This window comes from bacterium (Candidatus Blackallbacteria) CG13_big_fil_rev_8_21_14_2_50_49_14, assembly GCA_002783405.1.
In the GTDB taxonomy this organism is placed as follows: Bacteria; Cyanobacteriota; Sericytochromatia; order UBA7694; family UBA7694.
Genome location: PFGG01000041.1, coordinates 136,655 through 158,074, shown reverse-complemented (window position 1 = coordinate 158,074; position 21,420 = coordinate 136,655). Strand labels below are relative to the sequence as shown.

Annotated in this window: 20 protein-coding genes and 1 riboswitch; of the genes, 15 read left to right on the top strand and 5 right to left on the bottom strand. The window is 46.1% G+C overall.

Going from position 1 to position 21,420, the window contains the following annotated elements; genetic code table 11:
• Positions 1-151: 151 nt before the first annotated feature.
• Complete coding sequence (locus COW20_10030) at positions 152-4,180, top strand: hypothetical protein (GenBank protein ID PIW48415.1); 4,029 nt, start codon at positions 152-154, stop codon at positions 4,178-4,180.
• Positions 4,181-4,501: 321 nt separating this feature from the next.
• Positions 4,502-4,861 carry a septal ring lytic transglycosylase RlpA family lipoprotein gene (locus COW20_10025; protein ID PIW48466.1) on the top strand — a complete coding sequence of 120 codons (360 nt, stop codon included), beginning with the start codon at positions 4,502-4,504 and terminating at the stop codon, positions 4,859-4,861.
• Here the strand turns inward: COW20_10025 and COW20_10020 are convergent.
• Positions 4,858-5,556 carry a hypothetical protein gene (locus tag COW20_10020; GenBank protein ID PIW48414.1) on the bottom strand — a complete coding sequence of 233 codons (699 nt, stop codon included), beginning with the start codon at positions 5,554-5,556 and terminating at the stop codon, positions 4,858-4,860. The two genes, COW20_10025 and COW20_10020, sit on opposite strands and share 4 nt — an antisense overlap.
• Before the next feature lie 44 nt (positions 5,557-5,600).
• Positions 5,601-6,398, bottom strand: a complete 798-nt coding sequence (gene hutG / locus COW20_10015; GenBank protein ID PIW48413.1) for an N-formylglutamate deformylase — start codon at positions 6,396-6,398, stop codon at positions 5,601-5,603.
• Positions 6,399-6,663: 265 nt separating this feature from the next.
• Between hutG and galE the strand changes: the two genes are divergently transcribed.
• Complete coding sequence (gene galE / locus COW20_10010; protein PIW48412.1) at positions 6,664-7,674, top strand: UDP-glucose 4-epimerase GalE; 1,011 nt, start codon at positions 6,664-6,666, stop codon at positions 7,672-7,674.
• A 3-nt stretch (positions 7,675-7,677) separates the two neighbouring features.
• On the opposite strand, the gene COW20_10005 is transcribed toward galE, so the two are convergent.
• Together COW20_10005 and COW20_10000 are read right to left on the bottom strand one after the other, a co-directional pair.
• On the bottom strand, positions 7,678-7,872 hold the full coding sequence (locus COW20_10005) for a hypothetical protein (protein ID PIW48411.1): 195 nt from the start codon (positions 7,870-7,872) through the stop codon (positions 7,678-7,680).
• A gap of 6 nt (positions 7,873-7,878) precedes the next feature.
• The gene (locus COW20_10000) at positions 7,879-8,499 is read right to left on the bottom strand and encodes a guanylate kinase (protein ID PIW48465.1); all 621 of its coding nucleotides are present in this window, start codon (positions 8,497-8,499) and stop codon (positions 7,879-7,881) included.
• Positions 8,500-8,673: 174 nt separating this feature from the next.
• Between COW20_10000 and ybeY the strand changes: the two genes are divergently transcribed.
• From ybeY to COW20_09955, 9 genes are all read left to right on the top strand, one after another.
• The gene (gene ybeY, locus COW20_09995) at positions 8,674-9,141 is read left to right on the top strand and encodes an rRNA maturation RNase YbeY (GenBank protein ID PIW48410.1); all 468 of its coding nucleotides are present in this window, start codon (positions 8,674-8,676) and stop codon (positions 9,139-9,141) included.
• Positions 9,131-10,204 (top strand): mannose-1-phosphate guanylyltransferase, encoded by a 1,074-nt coding sequence (locus COW20_09990; GenBank protein PIW48409.1) that lies wholly within the window; start codon positions 9,131-9,133, stop codon positions 10,202-10,204. Before ybeY ends, COW20_09990 begins: the two co-directional genes overlap by 11 nt.
• 40 nt (positions 10,205-10,244) lie before the next feature.
• The gene (locus tag COW20_09985) at positions 10,245-11,609 is read left to right on the top strand and encodes an amine oxidase (GenBank protein ID PIW48408.1); all 1,365 of its coding nucleotides are present in this window, start codon (positions 10,245-10,247) and stop codon (positions 11,607-11,609) included.
• Between the two features lie 10 nt (positions 11,610-11,619).
• Positions 11,620-11,847, top strand: a complete 228-nt coding sequence (locus COW20_09980; protein PIW48407.1) for a hypothetical protein — start codon at positions 11,620-11,622, stop codon at positions 11,845-11,847.
• A 135-nt stretch (positions 11,848-11,982) separates the two neighbouring features.
• Positions 11,983-12,558 carry a hypothetical protein gene (locus COW20_09975; GenBank protein ID PIW48406.1) on the top strand — a complete coding sequence of 192 codons (576 nt, stop codon included), beginning with the start codon at positions 11,983-11,985 and terminating at the stop codon, positions 12,556-12,558.
• 265 nt (positions 12,559-12,823) lie between these two features.
• Positions 12,824-12,898: riboswitch (cyclic di-GMP riboswitch) on the top strand.
• 29 nt (positions 12,899-12,927) lie between these two features.
• Positions 12,928-14,391 (top strand): hypothetical protein, encoded by a 1,464-nt coding sequence (locus COW20_09970; protein ID PIW48405.1) that lies wholly within the window; start codon positions 12,928-12,930, stop codon positions 14,389-14,391.
• Between the two features lie 88 nt (positions 14,392-14,479).
• Positions 14,480-15,013, top strand: a complete 534-nt coding sequence (locus COW20_09965) for a hypothetical protein (GenBank protein PIW48404.1) — start codon at positions 14,480-14,482, stop codon at positions 15,011-15,013.
• A gap of 19 nt (positions 15,014-15,032) precedes the next feature.
• Positions 15,033-15,818, top strand: coding sequence for an ABC transporter substrate-binding protein (locus COW20_09960; protein ID PIW48403.1), 786 nt, complete (start codon positions 15,033-15,035; stop codon positions 15,816-15,818).
• A gap of 12 nt (positions 15,819-15,830) precedes the next feature.
• Positions 15,831-16,364: a hypothetical protein gene (locus COW20_09955; protein PIW48402.1), complete on the top strand. Its 534-nt coding sequence runs from the start codon at positions 15,831-15,833 to the stop codon at positions 16,362-16,364.
• Between the two features lie 8 nt (positions 16,365-16,372).
• Here the strand turns inward: COW20_09955 and COW20_09950 are convergent, their stop codons facing one another.
• A complete protein-coding gene (locus COW20_09950; GenBank protein PIW48401.1) occupies positions 16,373-16,762 on the bottom strand; it encodes a hypothetical protein in 390 nt (129 codons plus the stop codon).
• An 88-nt stretch (positions 16,763-16,850) separates the two neighbouring features.
• Between COW20_09950 and COW20_09945 the strand changes: the two genes are divergently transcribed.
• The 3 genes from COW20_09945 (at position 16,851) to COW20_09935 (ending at position 21,411) form a co-directional block, all read left to right on the top strand.
• A complete protein-coding gene (locus COW20_09945; GenBank protein ID PIW48400.1) occupies positions 16,851-18,770 on the top strand; it encodes a hypothetical protein in 1,920 nt (639 codons plus the stop codon).
• 80 nt (positions 18,771-18,850) lie between these two features.
• Entirely contained in the window at positions 18,851-20,578 is a 1,728-nt protein-coding gene (locus tag COW20_09940) for a hypothetical protein (GenBank protein ID PIW48399.1), read from the top strand.
• A gap of 53 nt (positions 20,579-20,631) precedes the next feature.
• The gene (locus COW20_09935) at positions 20,632-21,411 is read left to right on the top strand and encodes a hypothetical protein (GenBank protein ID PIW48398.1); all 780 of its coding nucleotides are present in this window, start codon (positions 20,632-20,634) and stop codon (positions 21,409-21,411) included.
• The last annotated feature ends 9 nt before the right edge of the window (positions 21,412-21,420 follow it).

Genomic DNA, 21,420 nt, shown 5'->3' with positions numbered 1-21,420 from the left:
GGCCTTTGTCTGGGGAGCCATAGCAGTTAACTCAAGAATACGTAATAATTAAATAAATTAAATAGGTGTGTACTATTGATGAGGGGTAGGGTGTTTTGATTTGGAAGACCTAGACAGACTTTTACTGCAATTAAGGCATCCTGGTGCAAATATGCGCGAGAGTGCTGCGCTTGAACTGGCCCTGATGGGAGATGCTCGGGCATTAACCCCTCTGCTTGATGCCCTCAACGACAGAGATCCGGATGTTCGCCGAACAGTGATACAGGCCTTGGCAGGCATACAAACCCCTGAAGCCATGGTTGGGATTTTTGCACTCTTGCAAGATTCAGACCCCCAAGTCGTTCAAGCTGCCTATGACGCAATCGTAAAGTATGGGCAAAGTGCTGTCCCCTTTCTCTTGGAACAATTGAAAAACAGCGATTGGTTGGTTCGCCGCTCTGCCCTTGAAGTCCTTCAATCACTCAAAAAATATTGTCCCCTTGAAGAGATCCTCGAGCAACTTAATGCCCCGGAATGGGAAATTCGAGAGTCTGCAGCACGTTATCTCGGGGGCTTAAGAGATGATTACTCCACTATCGGCGGGGAACGCGACAATCGCGCAAACGCAGCCCTGCTCAATCTCATGCTGAAGGATCCTGATCGAGAAGTAAAAATGGCAGCCTGCAAAGGTCTGGGAAATTCCGGTGACATGCATGCTGTAGAGCCACTTTTGCTCATGCTACGTCAATCTGAAGACGAAATTCTTCAAATGGCTGCAGCAGAGGGACTGGCTCTCTTGGGAGGAATGGTGTCTTCAGCATTGATCAGACAGTCGCTTCAAGATCATCGGCCCAAAGTAAGAGCGTTAGGCGCACAAATTCTCGGCCATGTGCGCGCTGAATCAGCGCTTGCCCCCCTGATGGAATTGCTTCATGACGAAGATAAGGCTGTGCGACTGGCGGCAGCTCTTGCCTTAAGCCAAATTCAACCTGAAGAAGCGCTTTGGGTACTGCTCTACCATGTCTTTTTACATGAGCCAGAAATCAGTCCTGAAGCTGTGATTGAGTTGGGTCAAAGGGAAGATCGCAGAGCTATTCCCTATTTATTGGATGAAATCGTTCGGGTTCCAGCCAGTACTTGGCAAGACAGAATTATAATCGCACTGGGTGAATTGGGAGACATGGAAACCATTCTGCCTTTGGCTGCTTATTTGCGAGCAGAAGAGCCAGAAATCAGAACAGCAGCCGCTCAAGCCTTGGGCAGAATTGGGCATTTATTGGCTCTGGACTATCTCCAAATTTGTCTGGGCGATAGCGATGCTCAGGTTCTTTTACAGGTATTGGATTCCTTGCAAAGACTTGAACCAGCTCAAGAAATCTGGGTTCTCTTACTCAGTGCCCTCTCCCCTGACTTTGAAGAGCGTCTGGAGGCACTTCAAAGCCTCCCTGAAACTTTAGATGAACGCTTGAAACTCTTTTTAATCAATCGTTTACACCAGGAAGATCATTTCGAAGTAAAAAAATATCTTTTGCAACTCTTTCAAAAACACCCAGAATGGTTAGCGCTTCACGATTGGCTAGCGGATTTGGTGGCCTGCGAAAATTTAGAGATGAGACAGGCCTATTTAAAAATTATCAATCTCTATCCAGATCCTGAACCCGAGCCCTGTTTAAAGGTTTTATTGGGCTTAATCGAGGATCGAGAAGAATCGATTCGTCAAGCAGCATGTGAGATCATTCCACGTTTTGGAACACTTGCGGTTGAACCCTTGCTCGAAAAAATGGCACATGAGATCTGGTTTGTAAGAACTTCAGCAATACAAACATTGGGTAAAATTGGAGACATCGAAGCCCTTAAACCCTTATTAACGGCACTTGAAGACCGTGACCGGGATGTACGAAAAGAGGCCGTTCTGGCTTTGGGCAAAATCGGGGATATGCAAGCTGTTGAGCCCTTGGTCTTTGCACTTGAAAACGGCTTTCGCGATGTGCGCGCCGCAGCAGCACAGGCTTTAGGGGAATTGGGAGATCTCTATGCCACTGAAGGTTTGCAGATTGCATTGGTAGAAGACGAAGCTCAAGAAGTCAGGGCAGCAGCGGCTCTGTCCCTTGCCCACTTGGGAGATACCGGAAATTTAGAGGATCTTCTCGAAGCCCTGAAAGACGACGATGACGAGCATGTTCGCGCATCAGTTGCCACTGCCTTGGGAATCCTTTCAGATTCAAGAGCACTCAAAGGCCTGTGTCGGGCACTTGAGGATGAATCTCTGGAAGTCGGTCTGGCCGCAATCAAAGCTTTGGGTTTACTGGCACACCCGGATTCTTTGACTCCCTTGCTGGAAACACTTGAATTTGGTACGCGCGATTTACGTGCAGCAACAGCAGAAGCACTGGGCTGTCTTGGATTGTCAGAAGCCATCCCTGCACTGGCAGAGGCCTTAAACGATGAAGCACAGGCCGTGCGCTTATCTGCAGCAGCGGCATTGGGACAAATTCGCGACCTGTCAGCCCTCGAGCCGCTCTTGAACAATCTGAATATTTCAGATCCTCAACTGGCCGAAGTCACGGTTCAAGCGCTCATAAACCTCGGTTCAGAGGCGATTCAACACCTATTGGAGCAAGTAAATACGCTGACGCCAGAAGTGATTCCTCAATTGATTGCATGCTTAGAACCCTATATCGGTAGCTTTGATCCTTTGCCTGTAATGGAGAAATGGCAGACGCTTCCACTTGAGATTCAAATCAAAGCGCTTAAAAAGCTGGTTGTCTGGCAGGACAATCGCTTGATTCCCCCCTTGATTTCTCAATTACATCGCAGCGAGAACTTTGATTTTCGCAGCATGATTTTTGAGGTCTTAAAACATTTGCATTCCTATTCAGAACTAGAAGATCTGCTTCAAAATTGGGATCAGGATATTCGCAGTCTGACCGTTAAAAGCTTGGCCCATATGGGTGAAAAAGGACTGCTCAGTTTACTTAAAGCCTTTGACAGCAGTGATGAATCCTTGCGTTTGTTAATCTTGCAAATTTCAGCCGAAATCCTTGATCCGCGCATTTTAGCACTTTTACATAAATCTCTTTATTTACCCCATTTGGGATTGTTACAGGCAACGGTTCAAGCGCTTTTTTCTCACGGAGAATCCGCAGTTCCCATCCTGCGTGAGGCCCTTGATCATCCCGAAAGAAGTATTCGCCAAATGGCAGCTCGATCGCTCTTAAAACTGGAACCAGAAAACCCGATCTGGCTCTATTTAGTGGGCATGAACAGCCAGTCTCAGGAACAAAGGGTTCGCTCATCGCTCTCTTTACAGGAATTCCTCCTGCCAGAATCTGTCTCGGCCTTACTCCGTGCAATTTCAGATGAAAGTAAACAAGTGCGTAAACAGGCTATCCTTTCACTTGGACAACTCAAAGCAAAACAATCCCACGCATTGATTCTTGAAGCCTTAAAAGACTGGCACCGGGATGTGCGTGAAGCGGCTGTTGAAGCTTTGGGAAACCTTCAGGATCAAAATGATACAGAAAAGCTCAAAGAAATGTTACAGGATCCTGATATTCGGGTTCGGCAAGCCTGTTTAAGAGCCTTGGCACAATTTCACGAATTTGACCCTATCCACGAAACCTTGTCAGACCCCTATCCTGAGGTGCGGCAGGCAGCATTGGAGGTTTTGGGAACGTATCAACGCCAGGAAAGTTCCCCCCAAATTCTTGAGCTGCTGATGAAAGATTCTGAAAGTTCAGTTCGCGCCCAAGCGGCCAGCAGTTTGGGAATTTTTGCCAGCGGTAAAAATAGTGAAGCCTTGATCCAGGCCCTTGAAGATCCTGCGCTTGAAGTTCGTTGGGCTGCAACTGAAGCACTTGGCAGCTTAAAAGACCCCCAAGCGATTGAACCTCTGATGCAAATCCTGACAGCCAGCAGTGAAGATTATCTTGTCGATATTCGTTTACAGCAACTGGCTATCACAGCACTGGGTAAAATGAGGGCTCAAAAATCCTTGCCGATCATTATCAAACTTGCCCATTCCCCCAGTTGGGGGGACAGCGAACTTCGCGGTCTCGCACTGGCTGCATTGATAGAGATCGATCCAAATCAAGCGGATTTGGTCATTCAAGAGCTCTTGCAATCTTCTGATAGTCAAGCGCTAACGGTCGCTCAAAAAGCATTCCAAACACTGAAAAATTCAGAATACGTAAAAGCCTGAATACCGATCTTGATTTCATGTCGATTGCTGTTCATGTTTTGAAAATTCTTCAAATCACGCTGATCAGTGGGTTGACATACTCATGTGTATGATTGTATACTAACGTTTCAATTACCATTTGTCAGTTCGACAATACCTCGCTTTTGCAGCAAAGCCAAGGGAAAAAGGTGAGGAGAACTTGATTTTCTCATATTTTAAACTTTCTACGACCCTTGGGCACCATCCATTTCCCTAACGGAAACGCGATGCTCAAAATGACTTCAAAGGGTATCTTGTAAAATGAACATACTGAAAACCGGCAAAAATTTTTCAGGTCAAAGAATGCTTTTACCCTTGGTTTGCTTCGTTTTTCTTTGCTCAGCGCTTCCCTCAGTAGCTCGTAAACAGTCTCCTTCTATGGAAGGATTTGCCTCCTATTACAATGCCCGTTTTCATGGGCGCTGTTGTACAGCTTCGGGTGAAAAGGTAAACATCTATTCAATGACAGCTGCGCATCGTACGCTGCCCTTGGGTTCGGTTGTACGCGTTACCAACCTGCGAAATCACAAATCTGTTGTCGTGCGCATCAATGACCGTGGGCCCTATGGCGGTGGCAGAATTATTGATCTTTCAGTTTCAGCATTTAAAAAAATTGCCCTAACCCACAAAGGACTGATCAAGGTGAGGCTCCAGGTCCTTTAAGCTCGTAACCAATGTTTTCTTAAGTGGCTTTCGATTTCTTCCTGAAAAATCCAAATCAGCACACTCAGCCCCCCCAATAGACCTCCCCCCCAATAAACCCAGAGGGGATCTGATTCAAATTGTGTTCCGGCCAGGCACAACAATACCAAACCAGGCAAACGCCCCAAAAGACTGGCCCAAAATAAATCTTTAAGGGGCAAACGCGTTAATCCAGCCAATAAGCAAAGCGCATCATCAGGAAAGGCTGGCAAAAGAAAAATCAGGAAATACGTCATCACCCCTCCTTTTTCAAGCAAAGGCAGCCAGTTATTCAGAAGTTTTTGGGGAAGAAATTTTCTCAGCAGCTTGCCCCCCAAACGTCCGAGCAACATGGTCAAGAGCGAACCCAGGCCCAAGCCCAGACTTGAAAAGAGCAAGCCTTTCCAAAAGCCAAACAAAGCCCCCCCCATCAAGCCCATTAATTGTCCAGGAATCGGAGCAATTACGACCTGCAGGGCCTGTAGCAGGATAAATGCGCCCATCCCCGTGGGCCCTTGAAAAAAGGATTGCAGGGTATTGAATGAGGCATGAAAATTTCCACGAATCAATTCTTGCAAAAAGATTTGAAAAGCCTTGGGTAGCATGGGCAAAACAAATTGTCCTGCCCATGAAAAAACCAACATGATCCCCAAAGCCAACCCCAATAAAGGGATCACAGACCTGAATTTCTGCAGAATCCTACGCCAAAACCATTGCCAATTCAAGAATTCAGCCAATCCAATGCTGACTGCACAACCTTTTTTAATACGGGGATAATCTCCTCGGCTTGGTCCGCTTTCCAAGTTAAGCGTTGGGGGTCAAGATAAGTCGCTTGCGATAATTCAAGTTGAAGCGTATAGATCTGCTCTGGCACCTGATGGTAGGCACGGGTAATATAGCCCCCTTTAAACCGGCCATTTAAAACCCACGAATAGCCCGAGTTTTCAGCAATATTGACCATTCGCGCCTCCAGATCTGAGCTACAGCTTTGCCCTGATTGCGTTCCAAAATTCAAATCTGGCAATTTTCCAGAAAAAAATCTTGGCACCTCAGCAGCAATCGAATGAGCCTCAAAAATCAAAACTTTTCCAAATTCTTGGTGCAAGCGTCGAACTTCCAATTGAAGCGCTTGGTGGTAGGGTTTCCAATAGGTATCAATTCGGGATTGAATTTCTTGATCGTCGGGTTCCTGGCCCGATAAATAGATTGGCCCAGAATCAAAGCGATCCACAGGACAGAGCGAAGTCGTATCTTGTCCTGGATATAAATTGGCATTATCGGCGGGCCTGTTGAGATCGATGACATAACGTGAAAAATGGGGATTGAGCATCCCAATTCCCATTTCTGCAGCAAAAGCATAAAGTCTATCGAGAAACCAATCTGTATCTGGGCTGCTTTGTGCTGCTTGCGTCATCCTTGAACGTAAAGGCTCAGGAATGGCAAATCCATTGTGCGGCATGCTGATCAGCAAAGGAGTATTGCTGGGGTGCAAAGTATAAATGGGCTGAATCACACACATTCTCCTGTCAGTTCAAGACTGATTTGCTTCACTTAAAATAACACAGGGCATGGCTTTTTTCCATCCTCGCCACAAGCTACAAATCGTCTCCTTTCTCCAAAAGCACAAGTGCTTAACCAAATAAAGCGAATAACACATCACCTCACAGCGAAAACCTGCAAGCAACCGTCGCAAGAACAGGCTGCCTGTAAACAAGAGCCTGTGTTATACTTTCCCAATCCAAACAGTTACTACAGAATCTAGCTCATCGAGGAATGCAGGAGAGATGACAGGCATCGCAGTCATGGGTGGGGCCGGATATATCGGTTCTCATGTCGTTAAATACCTGCAAAAACAAGGTTTAGCCCCCCTAATTTACGATAATCTGAGTGGAGGACATGCCCCTCTCAATCCAAACAGCCCTTTTATTGAAGGGGATATTGGCGATTCTGAAAAACTTTCCTATGTGTTTAAAAAATATGCCATCAGTGCCGTCATGAATTTTGCAGGCTTAATCGCGGTGGGAGAATCGGTTAGCTCACCTGATCGCTATTACCAAAACAATGTACTCAAAACCCTCTCACTTTTAGATTCAGTCATTTCAGCGGGAATTCAGAACTTCATTTTCTCATCGACCTGTGCCATCTATGGAACCCCCCAATTTTTGCCTTTGACAGAAGCCCATCCCTTTCTGCCCTTAAGCCCTTATGGCAGAACCAAATTGGCAATTGAAATGGCGCTCGCAGATTATGCCCATGCCTTTCAAAATTTCAACTACGTGTCTCTTCGCTATTTTAACGCCGCAGGTGCAGATCCTGAGGGTGAATTGGGCGAGTGCCACGAACCTGAAACGCATTTGATACCGATTATTTTCGAAGCCATCTCCGGAAAAAGGGAACAGGTCTTTATTCATGGAACAGACTACGATACCCATGATGGCACCTGTATCCGCGATTATATTCATGTCTGGGATTTAGCCCAAGCACATCTTCGTGCCTTAAAATTTTTACGCGAAAAAAAGACAAGCGCTTGCTTTAACCTTGGAAATGGTCATGGATTTTCAGTGAAAGAAGTGATTGCAAGTATTGAAAAAGTGACTGGCCGAGAGGTTCCACTTGTTGAAGGCCCCCCTCGAGAAGGAGACCCCCCTGTATTGGTGGGCTCATCAGAAAAGGCCATGCAAATTTTGGGCTGGAAACCTCAATTTTCCAGGCTGGAAGATATTCTCTCCACAGCCTGGTTGTGGCACAAAAAAAACAATGGCCAATCAACTCTTCCTTTAAAAGAAAAGGGTTAGAGCCTAGCTCTCTTGAGCGCGTTGATTGCGATTTTTACGCATAGCTTCACGAATAGCGGCATGGTTAGATGCCAACGCTGGATTGGGGTCATGCGCCATAATTATTTTGGCCTGCTGAGCCACTGTATTGACCAAATGATAACGGTTTTCGTCACCTTGGCCAGATCTGCCGTTTGACCCTGAATTCGGAGTAGACATGCTTTCCTATTCTCCCGTGGAAGTGGTAATGATTCGCTGACGTTCCGCATCAATAATGCTCGAAACAGCAATGACTGCCTCTTCGAGCTGATCATTGATCACGTAATAATCATAGTCTGGTAAATAGCCCATTTCTTCATTTGCCCTGTTCAGGCGTGCCTGAATGGCAGATTCGGACTCGGTACTGCGCTGACGCAAACGTGACTCCAGATTAGACCAAGTAGGGGGGATTACAAAAAGCAGAACAGAACGTTTATTCCAGTTCTTTCGTACTTGCTGGGCCCCTTGTACTTCAATCTCGAGGATCACGTCTTGACCCTGCGCAATTTTATTCAATGCAAAACTACGGGGAGTGCCATAATATTGCCCATTATAGCGCGCATATTCCAAGAACTCTCCCTGACTGATACGGGTTTCAAATTCATCCTGGCTGACGAAGAAATAATGTTGTCCTTCGATTTCTCCGGGCCGAGGTTGACGGGTAGTCATTGAAACTGAAAGATGCAAGTCTTGATGGCGGGGAAGCAAAGATTGAACAATGGTTCCTTTACCTGCACCAGAAGGTCCAGAAATAACAAAAAGAACACCTTCTCTCCGTTGTTTCAGGGACTCAATAACCGTATCCATTTTCGTTTGCATAGCTTTGCCTATAAATTCATTATACTCCAGACCAGAGAGGGTAAGGGAGGTGGTAGAGCCGGAAAAGCCGAATATCTCAGTTGTTTGCTCTTCAAGGCTTAAATTCTTTTTGACCCAGGGCTCAGGTTATAATGATCAAGATTCAATTTTTTTTGAGGAAACATGGAAATCTTTATTAATCTCGACATCGATCCTGAACTGCCTGCGCGCTTAAATTACCACTTGGATAACCACCGCTTTGTTGCCTATCTGGAAAGCCTAGGCAAAGCCATGGATTGTGCACCCGAAACAACTGTCAGCGTAACCTTCTGCGATAACCAGACGATACACAGACTCAATCTGGAGTACCGTGAAAAAGACATGCCCACAGATGTGCTTTCCTTTCCTCAAGGCATGGAAAACAATCTCTTGGGTGACCTTGTCATCTCCCTGGAAAAAGCAAATGAACAGGCTCAAGAAGTAGGAAACAGCCTGGATCGTGAATTGGCATTTTTGGTCACCCATGGTTTTCTTCATCTGATGGGTTATGACCATCAGGAACCTGAAGAAGAAGAGATTATGTTTAAATTGCAGCGTGAATTATTAGAAGCCCATTTCCCTGAATGTTTTAAACAGGCCAATGTCGGCTGAAAAGTCGATTTATGCAGTCGTCCTGGCTGGAGGCAGTGGTTCACGCTTCTGGCCACGGAGCCGACAGGCCTTGCCCAAACAGCTCCTGAATATTTTTGGCGAAAACACCCTGATTCAAGAGACCCTTTCCCGACTGAAAAACCTGATCCCCCGCAGCCATCAAATTATTATTACCCATGAGTTACAGGCCGATTTAATTCGCGAGCAACTTGCTGATTGGCAGCCTGAAAATCTGATCGCAGAACCCATGGGTCGCAACACAGCGGCATGTATTGGATTGGCAGCCAAACTGCTTTTGGCGCGAGACCCCAATGCACTCATGTTGGTTTTGCCAGCCGATCATATGATTCAAATGACAGACTTATTTATCCAACAGATTCAACTGGCGCTTGATTTCGCTCAAACAGGCCCCTATTTGGTCACGCTGGGAGTTGAGCCGGATCGGCCTGAAACAGGCTATGGTTATTTGCATATTCGCAATCAAGGTGAGGCAATCTGTAAGGTATTGGAATTTGTTGAAAAACCAGATCTGGAAAGAGCTATCCAATACGTATCCTCAGGAGATTATCTCTGGAATTCAGGCATGTTTATCTGGAGAGCAGACACCATTCAGGCCGAAATGGAAAGGCATAGCCCAGAAATCTACACGGCACTGCAAGCCCTACCTGACTCAGTTCTGGCTCCAGATTTTGCTCAAAAACTTGAAGAGGTCTATTCAGATTTGCCTCCCATTTCAATCGATTATGCAGTATTGGAGAAATCAAACCAGGTCTTTACCCTGCGTGGGAATTTTGGTTGGAGCGATATCGGCTCCTGGGAAAGTGTTTACTCACTCAGTCAAAAAAACCGAGAAGGAAATGCTTTGACTGGCGAAGTATTTGTCAAAGAAACACGAAATTCCTATATCTATTCACCGCATAAATTTACCGCCGTGATTGGCGTTGAAAATTTAATCGTCGTAGACACCGAAGATGCACTTTTAATCTGTAATCGCGATCATTCTCAAGAAGTCAGAGCGGCAGTAAAATACCTTGAAATGCAAGGCAAAGATCGCCTGCTTTAGGTCTCAAAAATCGAATCAATCAACGCCTGGAGGCGCATTTTTGAACCGACGTGAGTTCCTCATCTTAATGGGCTGGATTCTTGCGGGTGCTCAAATACCCTTCAAGGCAAGGGCAGCTTCAGCAGAAGAACGTATTCTGATCATAGGGGCAGGCATGTCGGGCCTGGCCGCAGCCCAAACGCTTGTCAAAAAAGGCTATGAAGTAGTGGTGCTTGAAGGGCGCAACCGTTTGGGAGGAAGAATCTGGACCAGTCAAAACTGGAAAGATACACCTCTGGATTTGGGTGCCAGTTGGATCCATGGTGTCAAAGACAACCCCTTAACAGCGCTCGCCGCCCAAATTCAAGCCAAAACAGTTCAAACCAGTTATGATCGCTATTCAATCTATACAAGCGATGGCAAAGCGTTAAATCAAAGTCAGGAGGCACACCTCGAATCACTCTGGCATAAAATCCAAAGCGCGATACAGCAAGCCAACCAGCAAAACAAGGATCAATCCCTCCAATCAGCTGTTTACAAGGGTGTGAAATATCAGTCTCTGTCAAGACAGGATCAGCAGTGGGTTGATTTTTTAATCAGTGCCCGAATTGAGCAGGAATATGCTGGCAGCAGCAAGCTACTCTCTGCCCAATGGTATGAATCCGAAGCAGAATTCGATGGCCCGGATGCTCTTTTTAGCCAAGGCTATCAGATCTTGATTCAAGCGCTTGCAAAAGGCATTCAATATACTCTCAATCAAGAGGTAAAATCGATAGACTGGTCTGAAGACGAAATTGTTGTTAAAACACAAAACAAAACCTATCTCGCCGATCGTGTCTTGGTGACCGTGCCCTTGGGAGTCCTGAAAGCCGGAAAAATTCAATTCAGCCCGGCCCTGCCTCAGGAAAAAACAAAAGCGATCCAAGCACTGGGAATGGGGATTCTCAACAAACTCTATTTGCGTTTTCCTCGTGCCTTCTGGCCTGAACAGTCTGATTGGATCGAGAAAATTCCCCAGGGTCAAGCCGCTTGGACGGAATGGCTCAGCCTCAAGCGAACCTTTCAGCTCCCGATTCTTTTGGGATTCAGCTCAGGTGAAAAAGCCAAAAGCATGGAAAAATGGTCGGATCAGGAGATCGTCTCCAGCGCAATGCAAACCCTTCAGACCATCTTCGGCAAAAATATTCCCAAACCCAGTGATTACCAAATTACGCGTTGGGGAGAAGATCCATTTTCTTATGGGTCTTATTCTTTTAATGCGCTGGGTGCCCTCCCTCCTATGCGTGAAAACCTTGCAAAAAACATCGAAGAGATCCTCTTCTTTGCTGGCGAAGCAACCGAACGCTATCACTTCAGCACCGTGCATGGCGCCTATCTTTCAGGCTTACGCGCGGCTCAAGAAATCAGCAACGCGTCCAATCCTTGAAAGGGCCAATTTGGAATCTCAAGTCTGTCCGAGTTCAGGTGAAGAGGAAGAACCTCTCTGCTTTATTCGAAATCTGGCCCAGAAAAAAGAATGGGATAAACTCAAAAATACCTGGAGCAAAAAAGTCTCCTTCGCCACGCTTGATTATGAAAATCTTAAAGAAGAACATGTTGAGATTTCAAAAAATACTTACGCTATTTTGCTCAAAAAATTAAAGCTGTTTGAAGAAAAGATCTAACGATCTTTTCTGAGGTTTATCAACAAAAAGTTCAGCTTAATAAATTTAAGCTTGGATTAATATTTATTTTTTTGAACAAGAAGCGCCTATTTGAAAGGATAAGTTAAATTATCAAGCTTCAGGAGTCATTCATCAATGCAAATTCAACCCAATCAGAATCATCTGGCCCAAATCGCAAAAACCTCAGGGGGAAGTGAAGCAAAAGCAACACATGCCCAGATCAAAAACAGTGAAAATGAATTTGCCCAAGCGATTCACGCCAAAGACTCACATATCAACTCCATTTTACCCGGAGGTTGTGTCATTCCTCCCGAAACTTTCTTTCACAGCAATAACAAAAGTATTGAAAAAACATTGGCTCAAGCCAGTGCAAAATATCCCGGAGCCCAACGCGATGCCCTGAATTCGTTTCATGAAAACATTGAGGGCATGACCCCTGGTGAATTGGATGATCTGAAAGACAATATCGTCAAACGCATGGGCAGCAATGAGACCTCACAATGGGAACGCGATATTCTCCAAAAAATGTATCAAATCGCCGATGCCGTTGCCGAAAACAGAATTCCACCCCATGTCGGGAAACCCTCTGTAGATCCCTTCCCCCGGATTAAACCCTTCCCCAATCCAATTGAAATTTACAAAAAAACGCCCCAACCAGCGATAGAACCTTTGGATCCCGGTTTTATGAATAAATTGGGTCTTGAAGATTAAGCCTGAATCAAACGAATTTAAATTTACAAATTAAAGAATCTCCTGAAAAGGAGGTTCTTTTTTTCTTACCCCCTGTTTGTGGCAAACTCTGAAGCCCCTCTAAAGCTGAAAAGACAAGCTTCGAGCAAGCAATGCTTAATAAATTTACTTGCCAAATTGTCAAGCTGATCACATTTTTCATGCCAGCAAGCTAACACAAAAGCTGTATTGGAGCGCATCGCAAAGCCCTCTCAAGTTGAGGATAATCAAACTATCCCTCCGCAAGGGAGGAAAAAGGCAAACTCACCGTGAGGTGAGGACGCAAAGCCACGGGACTCAAGCAGTCAGCCGGGTTGCCCAATAAAAAAACCTTAGGGAGAATCATGGATTATGAAAAGATTTCAACTCACTCAAATTTTATGCGCAAGCTTAGCTTGCGCCACGATCACAGGCTGTCAAAATCCTGAGATCCTGCAATCCTTACTCAGTATTCAAGCTCCGCAACAAACACAAACAACACAATCTACCTCCATCCGTTCTGCTTCCTCTGTACAGAATCAGACAGGTTCCAATTCACAAGCAACTTCAAACCCACAGACTGAAATAACGCAAATGCAAGAAAATACAACTGAAAACAAACTTACCCCCACCCCTTATCAAACAAACTTTGCTTCCCCCCTGCCGGATCGTTCAAGTCAGCAAAGTCCTTTGCCCCAAATACTGAAAAGCCCCACTCCCCAATTTACGCCAAAACCTTTGCCCAGCCCTACGCCGAGTGCAATCCCTTACACCGCCCCACGCCCCAGTTCTAGCCCGAGTGGAATTCCAGCCCGTCCCACTTCAGGAACTTTGAATCTGGTCATGGAATTGCATGTTGAAAATGCCATGCTTCCCAATGATCAAGAAACCGATTATCTCATTCAAATCGCAAGAACAGCGCACAATGCAGGGCTGAGCTTGTCGATCGGTTTGGGGAATGATTTTCTTAGAACCTACCAGGGGGAAGCCACCGTTCACACCCCTCTGAATGGAGATTTTAACTTAAACAGTCTTGTGAATTTGCTCCAGAACAGCTATGGCCACCGCGTGAGCCTTCATGCCGATGTGCACGAAAACGCAAGTTATTCAGAAATCGTGGCCTATCTCTCACCGCTGGTAAGTGAACTCAACGCGGCTGGGGCAGAGGGAAACATCGCCTCAGGGGCCTGTAATGAAACTGGCACAGCGGGAGGATGGGTTCAAGGTGCTCTTGATGCGGGCATCAACACCATTGGGGGCGTTGTTGAAGATTGCCAGGCCTCTTTAAGCCAGAGCGATTACCCTGATCTCTGGCTTCCAGCCGATCGGGCCACGCCAGCCAGAAACCACGATGCTGCCCCTCAAGCCAATCCCCAGCAACGTGCCAGGGGCTGGTTTACCCAAGATGTCAACCACTGGATCACGCCATTTTATCCCAGTAGCCAGTCAGAACTGGATCAATCCTTGTTTATTGTGGGCAGTATGGGCAAAGCACATCCTGCCTGTCTGGCCGAAACCCATGCCGGGCAGAGTTGTGGCACCAACCAGACAGAGACAGAAGGCCAAGCCGATGCACAAGCCCTGATCGCGGATCTGGGAGAAGCGTTGGATAACTACCTGAGCGGAGAAAATGGCGATGCCTACCATACGGCTTTCAGTACCAACTTCACAGTCAGCCAAGTCTGGTTGGACGGCTATTTTACCACCTTGGTTGAAGGCCTGCGCAGCAGCACCTCTGCTGCAGGTCAGCCCTTGGGAATAGGCATTCGCTTCAATACCCTCAGTGGCATCGCCGAAATTCACAGACAGGCTCTCAGCACCAGTTTTACTGAATAAATCTCAGCCTTTATCAAACCCTCCAGAAATTCTGGGGGGTTTTCTGCCTGCCGATTCGCTATACTGAAAAGAAAAAGCAGGCATTTTCATGCAAATTTGGATTGCCCTTTTGCGGGGTATCAATGTCGGCAAGCACCATCGGATTGCCATGGCCGATTTGATCCTGATGATGCGCGACTTAGGTTTTGAAAACCCAGGAACGCTCTTAAACAGTGGAAACCTCTATTTTTCAAGCAACGAAGTATCTGAATCCGCCATCAAACAAGCTTTTATTCAAGGCCTGGCTGAGCGCTTCAATTTAAACAATCCAGTCATGGTCTTTCCGCTTCAGGAATTAGAAAATATCTGCTTAGAAAACCCCTTTCCCCCTGAAAACTTTGATCCTGCCAAAGTTCAGATCGGAATTCTCAGCAATCAAAGTGAGCTCTCCCAACTCAAAACTTTGAATGGCGAATCAAAAACTGAGAACTGGCATATCGGTCAACATGCAGTCTATGTCTATTGTGCTCAAGGCGTGCATCAAAGTCAGCTCATCAAAGCGATTGAGTCTAGATTGAAGCAAAAAATTACTTTTCGCAACCTGAATACCCTAAACAAATTGTCTAAGCGGTTAAAGCCATAAGAAAGTTGAGGATAAGATTTTGAAATTGAGTCTCCTGCTAAAAACCTTCGTACTGAGCAGTCTGGTATTTGCCCAGGCTGTCTCTGCCCAGGAAGTTCTCCACGTTTACGGGCCCGGTGGCCCCGCCCCCGCCATGCGCGAAGCGGCCCAAGTTTTTGAACAAAAAACCTCCATTCATGTTGAAATCACGGCTGGCCCCACCTCTGCCTGGCTTCAGCAGGCAAAAGAAAATGCTGACATGATATATTCTGGCTCTGAACACATGATGAGTGACTTTATCCTGGCCCTTGAGGGACAAATTTCGAGCCCAAAAGTCGAACCTTTATATTTAAGACCTTTGGCACTTTTGGTAAGACCCGGCAACCCGAAGAAGATTCGGGGGGTACGCGACCTTTTAAAACCAGGCTTGAATATTTTAGTCGTCAATGGAGCAGGCCAGACAGGCGCATGGGAAGACATGATCGGACGCAGTGGTGAGATTGAAAAAGTGAAGGCTTTGCGTCAAAATATTAAAGTGGCAGCTAAAAACAGCGCTGAAGCACGACAATTCTGGGGTCAAGAACCTCAATTGGATGTCTGGATTATCTGGAATATCTGGCAAATCGCCAATCCAAGTTTGGCTGATCTGGTCAATATTGAACCTGAATATGCCCTGTATCGGGATACTGCCATTGTCCCCAGCACACGCGGAGAAACGAAACCCGCTCTCAAAGCTTTTCGTGATTTCTTAAAGTCTGAACAGGGAGCCGAGATTTTTGCCCATTGGGGCTGGAAAAAAAACTTCAAAGCCGAATCCGCTCAATAGAAAGAAAAGAATATGTCAAAAACAAACTCTCCCCTTCACCTCCTATTTACAGCCCTTCAGCAGGAAGGAGCTGCCATAGAATGGATGCCTGCCTCGCCCGATTGCGAGGTGGAGTCTCTGCTGGTGGCCCTTGAAGATCCTGCTTCAGAAGACCCAAAAGCCTTTCAATTTGTGATTCGACTGTATATCAGCGATGCTCCCGAAAAAGGCAAACAAGGCCCCCTCACATTGCAATTTCAGATGGTTTTGCCAGTTTCCTTTGCAGAATTGGAGACCAGCCGACACCTGGAGAGCTTCCAATGTGTAATGGGATGCAATGAAATCCTGCCCTTTGGGGCCCTCTTCGTTTCTCCTGAGGGCGAAGTCGCCTATCAATACGCCTTGCGCTTTGATAGCTCAAAGATTAGCCTGGACTTGGTTGTCGATACCCTGGAAGTCGTAGGCTCCTATTTGCCAGCTATTTTACCTGCGCTCAAAGGTTTAATTGAATCCAGCCATTCCAGTGAAGACTTACTCAATTCAGTACTGGCTGAGCTCGAAAGCTAAGCAATTATTTATGGAGCTGTTTCGCCCCAAACGATAGTATCTTCAGGGCTGAAGTGGGTAATGATCAGATAACGCAAATCAACTTCGCCCTGATTTTCAAGCACATGCAGGGCTTCTCTACCGGGTTGGAACCCAAATGCATCTCCTGGATTGAGAAGATAGCAATCTTGGCCCACGTTTAAAAGGCCTTGCCCTTCCAAAATGACAAGCATTTCTTCTTTGTGAGAATGATAATGCGATTTTGAAGCTTTGCGTCCAGGGGGCAGGATCTCAAAATAGACCTGAAGTTTCTGCATGTTTAAGCATTGGCTGAGATCAGCGGTATAACTGTATTTTTCTCCCAGCTGTGATTGCATTTCCCTGAGGGGCAGCTGTGAAAGTGAAAGCGGATGTGACATAGGTTCAGACCTTTCAAAGAATTCGCCATGCGTAAAAATCAGTGCTGGTGTGAAAGGGTATAATACAGGAAAAACAAAGAGATATTATATGCGCCATCCCTGGAAAATTGGTCTGGTTCAGATCAACAGCAATGCCATGAATTACCTCCCCTATTCTGTGGGTTTGTTGCAGGCGTATGCCCAGGAACACGCGAGTCAGCCTGATATATTTGAGTTTTTGATTCCCATTCACAAACCCGTTTCCCTGGCGCAAGCCCGTTGGTATTTCCGAGAAGCAGACCTGGTAGGCTTCAGCACCTATATGTGGAATGTCAAACGCACATTGGCAATTGCACAAGCCGTCAAAGAAACGAATCCACAAGCACTCATCGTGTTGGGCGGCCCCCAGGTACCTGACCGGGCCGAAAAATTTCTACGCGAAAATCCGTTTATTGACCTCTGTGTGCATGGCGAAGGCGAAGCGGTTTTTCTACACATTTTAGAACAGCTTGAAACCCGCGATTGGCAAACCATAGCCGGGATCAGTTATCTCAAGCAAAACCAATTTGTTTACCAAGCACCTGGGGCCAGAATCAAAGACATCAATCAAATCCCGTCTCCCTATTTAAAAGGCATTTTTGAACCGCTGATCCGCTCACAAATCAAACCCACAAAGTGGTCTGCAATGTGGGAAACCAATCGTGGCTGTCCATTTTCGTGCAGTTTTTGTGATTGGGGTTCTGCCGTTCAAAGCAAAATCTACAGTTTTGATTTGGAGCGTTTAAACCAGGAAATCGACTGGTTTGTAAAATACCAACTGGAATTTGTCTTTTGCTGTGATGCCAATTTCGGTATTTTGCCCCGTGATGTTGAGCTGGCTCGCCAATTGGCTGCAACCAAAAAAGAATGGGGTTATCCCCGTTTGATGTCGTTTCAGAATGCAAAAAATGCGACAGAACGGGTGTATGAAATTCAAACCCTGCTCTATGGTGCCGAACTCAACAGCGAAGTGACACTTTCAATGCAATCCATCGATCCCCATACACTTGAAAGTATTCGCCGGGAAAATATCTCGCTTGAATCCTTTAAGGTCTTACAGCAGCGTTTTACCCGTGATGGAATTATCACCTATACGGATATCATCGTGGGTCTTCCCGGTGAAAGCTATGACTCCTTTGCTGAAGGTATTAACACCCTCTTGGGCCAAGGTCAGCACAGCTGCATTAAATTTCACAATCTTGCCATTCTTCCCAATGCAGAAATGGGCCACCCAGATTATATTGCCAAATACGGTCTTGAAACTGTTGAGGTCCCCTTGGCCAATGCCCACCGCAAACCCGAAGAAGCCATCGATGGGATTGAAGAAACCCAGGAACTGGTGATTGGTTCAAAATCGATGTCTCGCGAAGACTGGGTTCGCACACGTGTTTTCGCTTGGGTGACGGGTCTGTTTCACTTCCGCAAGGAATGGTTGCAACTTCCCTTTATTCTCCTGGCCAATCAGGCCGGTATTTCTTACCGTGAAAGTCTGGAATGGCTGATTCAAGCTCCTGAACGCTTCCCTCTTCTGCACGCAGGCATTCAGTTTTTGATTCAAAAAGCCCGTTCCATTCAGGCTGGTGACTATGAATTTGTCATGGGAGAAGGGGAATGGGCAGTATTCTGGTTGGCCGATGAATATCTCTTTATCAACTGGATTTTAGCAGGGCAGGTAGATCAGGTCTATGCAGAATCTGAGGCCTGGTTGAAAGAATTACTGAAACAGCGAAATACAGAGTTTTCAGAAGAACTCTTGTCTCAAGCCATTGCCCTCAGCCGCTTGGCCTTTGATTTGGATATGAAGCCTGGCCCCTTTGAAATTACTCTCGATTGGAACCTTTGGGATTATTACCAGGGCATTTTAAAGGGAGAGCCTGTGGAATTAAGACAAATAAAATCAAGCTATCTCAAAGACTGGGAAGGCAAACCTTTTACTTTAGAGAACAAGCTCAAAGCACATGAGAGAGCAGTTTTTCATCCTCAAAGCTAAGATCCACTGGTTACGTTTTGGCCTTTCATCGTTTACAATAGGATACGACCAATCACCACACGAAACGAGGGTTTGCTCCAATGTCGCAAGATTTCCCTGATATGCTGCAGCCTCAGAAATTAGATGCAACAGCGGCTTACCTCAGGAAACTGATGAGCGAAAACATGTTGCGCGACATGGTTATGGAGCGCTATATTCCGGCCGTTCGCTCAGTCTTTGATAATCTCGAATTGCGTCAGATTCATGATCAAATTGTTCAAGAAGTGGTTGAAGAATGCAAAGCTAAAAAGAAACCCTATTGCATTACCCATTTTCGCAATCAAAAAACAAAATCCTCTTTCCCAGGTGATGAATCGATTATCAACGGTGTCTATCTTGAAGTCGCCAACCCGATCACGAATAAAAATATCGTGATTCCCATGGAAATTGTCCATGGCATTACCCAGCACAAAGTACCTGGTTTCCGCGAAATCATGCGCAATCTGGGCGACAGCCCCTTGGGCACCACCGATCAATTCCTTGAAATAAAAAACTTCATGAAAGTGGTAGAGCCCCTCGGCATGCCCGATCAGGTCGGCGATGAATTGGAAGCGATTCGACCGGATATCGAAGAGATCGTTGACAGCCGTTTCCGCTCCATGACCTCAGAAGCCAAAGAACTGGATTTAAGCGGTTTTGAACAGGATGAATACGAGCGGGATCGCGATATCCCTTCGATGTTTAATATTCTCAAAGCCATGGTGCAATGGGGCGCAGATGATATTCACCTCAAAGCAGGCTGCCGTCCGATTGGGGTTTTGCGTGGGGATGTTATTCCCCACCCCGATTTTGAAAAATTCATGGAGCCCGAAGATACCCAGCACTACGCCTACCGACAATTGAGCGAAGAGCAGATTCTTCAGTTTGAAGAAACCCGTGAAATGGATACGTCTTTTTCAGTTCCAGGAGTTGCCCGTTTCCGTTGTAATGTGTATTGGTCTCAGGGTACGGTAGGTCTGGTCATGCGTCTGATCCCCAATGACCCATTGCCCACCCATGTCTTGATTATTCCTCAGATTTTGAAAAAACTGGTATTTGAGCGTTTGGGCCTGGTTTTGGTAACAGGTCAAACCGGTTCAGGCAAGACCACCACCCTGGCGTCGATTATTGAATTTGCCAATCAAAACCGCAAAAGCCACGTGCTCACCCTGGAAAACCCAGTGGAATATGTTTATACCAACAAAAATTCAATTTTTACCCAACGCGCGGTAGAAATTGACTCCCTGTCTTTCCCAATGGGGATGCGCGCCGGCTTACGTCAAAAACCAGATATCATTCTGATCGGGGAAATGCGTGACCAGGATACGATTATTGCAGGCTTGAAAGCGGCAGAAACAGGTCACTTGGTTTTGAGCACCCTGCACACCAATGACGCCGTTCAAACCATTAACCGTATTATCAATACCTTCCCCCCGCATGAACAAGAACAGGTTCGCTTACAGCTATCTGAAACCATCAGAGCTTCGATTTCTCAACGTCTCTTGAAACGCTGGGATCGCCCAGGCCGCGTATGCTCGATCGAAATTCTGTTGATCACCCCCAACGCTCGGGGAGACAATTCCCGCGACTATATCCGCCGCAATGAAATCAATGAGCTCTACAAAGTCATTGAAACCAGCCCTTACGACGGAATGCAATCGGGGAATATGTCTCTGTTCGAATTCTATGACAACTGTGTCATCAGCGGTTCAGACGCCCTGGCCCTTTCAGACAACCCTGAACAGATGAGTCAATGGATAAGACGTGTAGCAGGCAAAGGTCTGTCATAAATCTGCTTAAAACCCTCTTCCTGATAGGCATTTGCCTATTGGGAAGCAGTCAAGTGCTTCAGGCCAAGGTCTTGGTTCATACCGAACTCAGCCCCAATCCTGCCAAACCCGGAGAACCTGTTGTTTTGAGTATTCAACGCATTGTCGATCTCAACCAAAATCAACAGCTCATTCAAGCACCCACTCCACAACTGCCAGAGATTCAAGGTTTAAAACTGCTGGCTACCCAAACAGGTCAAAATATTTCGAGTCTGGATCAAAGCATGCGCATGATTCAGACCTATGGTTTTACGCTGGTAGCAGATAAGGCAGGAGAATACAGAATTCCTGAACTGGCTCTGGGAGATGAAAACGGAAAGGCGATTCAGACCCAAGCCATCAACTTAATTGTTAAAGCCCCAGAGAAGCCATTCACTTGGACATGGATACTCCTCCCCATATTCTTAATTCTGGGCGGAGGAATGATTTTTCTGAAGCAAAAAAAACACACCAAGTCTCAGCAGCCTAGACCCCACTCTATTTCAATCGCACAGAATGCGCATCGCTCATCCATAAGCCAAACAGATGAACCCTTAAGTCTCGAAAATATTAGAAACAGCTTTAAACAAACTTTACTTGACTATGACCCCAATCTGCACAGTGGCATGACTACCCAGGAAATTTGCAATTTTCTAGCCGAAAGTCCGAAATGCCCCCCTCAGCTGCCCAATGAAATTGAAGCGTTTTTAGAATCATTAGATGCCTATCGCTTTCAAGCAATCAAACCAAGTATGGAAGTTTTAAAAAATCTTGAAATGTCGGCAAATAAACTCATTAAGCAACTGAAATCATAAGTGTTTACA